Below are 858 nucleotides of genomic sequence, written 5' to 3' on the forward strand. Positions count from 1 at the left end.
CGATCCCGATAGGAGGCTCTGAAACGATAAAGCCACTCGACAAACCGAGTGGCTTTTTTATTTTTAAATTAGTCTGGATGACTATGGGATTTTTTGTTTACATCATTTATTCAGGGAGCAGGGACAGTTACTATATTGGCCAAACGCAAGATTTAGAAGAAAGGCTTGATCAACATAATACAGGTTTCTTCAAAAACTCTCATACGCATGGGACTATTGACTGGAAACTAGTTCATAGCATTCCTTGCTCATCTAGAAAGCAAGCTCTCAATATTGAAATGCATATTAAGAGGGCTAGAAAAAGGAAATATTTAGAAGATCTACAACAGTACCCTGAGATCACCCAAAAACTGATAATTCAATACCAAGATGAAAATCAGTAGGTCATTGCCCCGATAGCTATCGCGGGCGATCCCGATAGGAGGCTCTGAAACGATAAAGCCACTCGACAAACCGAGTGGCTTTTTTATTTTTAAATTAGTCTGAATGACTATGGGATTTTTTGTTTACATCATTTATTCAGGGAGTAGGGACAGTTATTATATTGGCCAAACGCAAGATTTAGAAGAAAGGCTTAACCAACATAATACAGGTTACTTCAAAAACTCTCATACGCATGGGACTATTGACTGGAAACTAGTCCATAGCATTCATTGCTCATCTAGAAAGCAAGCTGTCAATATTGAAATTCATATTAAGAGGGCTAGAAAAAGGAAATATTTAGAAGATCTACAACAGTACCCTGAGATCACCCAAAAACTGATTATTCAATACCAAGATGAAAATCAGTAGGTCATTGCCCCGATAGCTATCGCGGGCGATCCCGATAGGAGGCTCTGAAACGATAAAGCCACTCGA

General features: G+C 38.8%; 2 protein-coding genes. Both read left to right on the forward strand.

Going from position 1 to position 858, the window contains the following annotated elements; genetic code table 11:
- On the forward strand, positions 1 to 383 hold a 383-nt coding region (locus J0A69_RS22355), incomplete at its 5' end, for a GIY-YIG nuclease family protein (RefSeq protein WP_236033093.1).
- Positions 384 to 486: 103 nt separating this feature from the next.
- Entirely contained in the window at positions 487 to 792 is a 306-nt protein-coding gene (locus tag J0A69_RS22360) for a GIY-YIG nuclease family protein (protein ID WP_236033095.1), read from the forward strand.
- Positions 793 to 858 lie beyond the last annotated feature (66 nt).

This window comes from Algoriphagus pacificus (assembly GCF_017254845.1).
Lineage (GTDB): Bacteria > Bacteroidota > Bacteroidia > Cytophagales > Cyclobacteriaceae > Algoriphagus > Algoriphagus pacificus.

Excerpts from the sequence above, each read along its gene's own strand:
- J0A69_RS22360 (WP_236033095.1), top strand. The coding sequence starts at position 487 with ATGACTATGGGATTTTTTGTTTACATCATTTATTCAGGGAGTAGGGAC.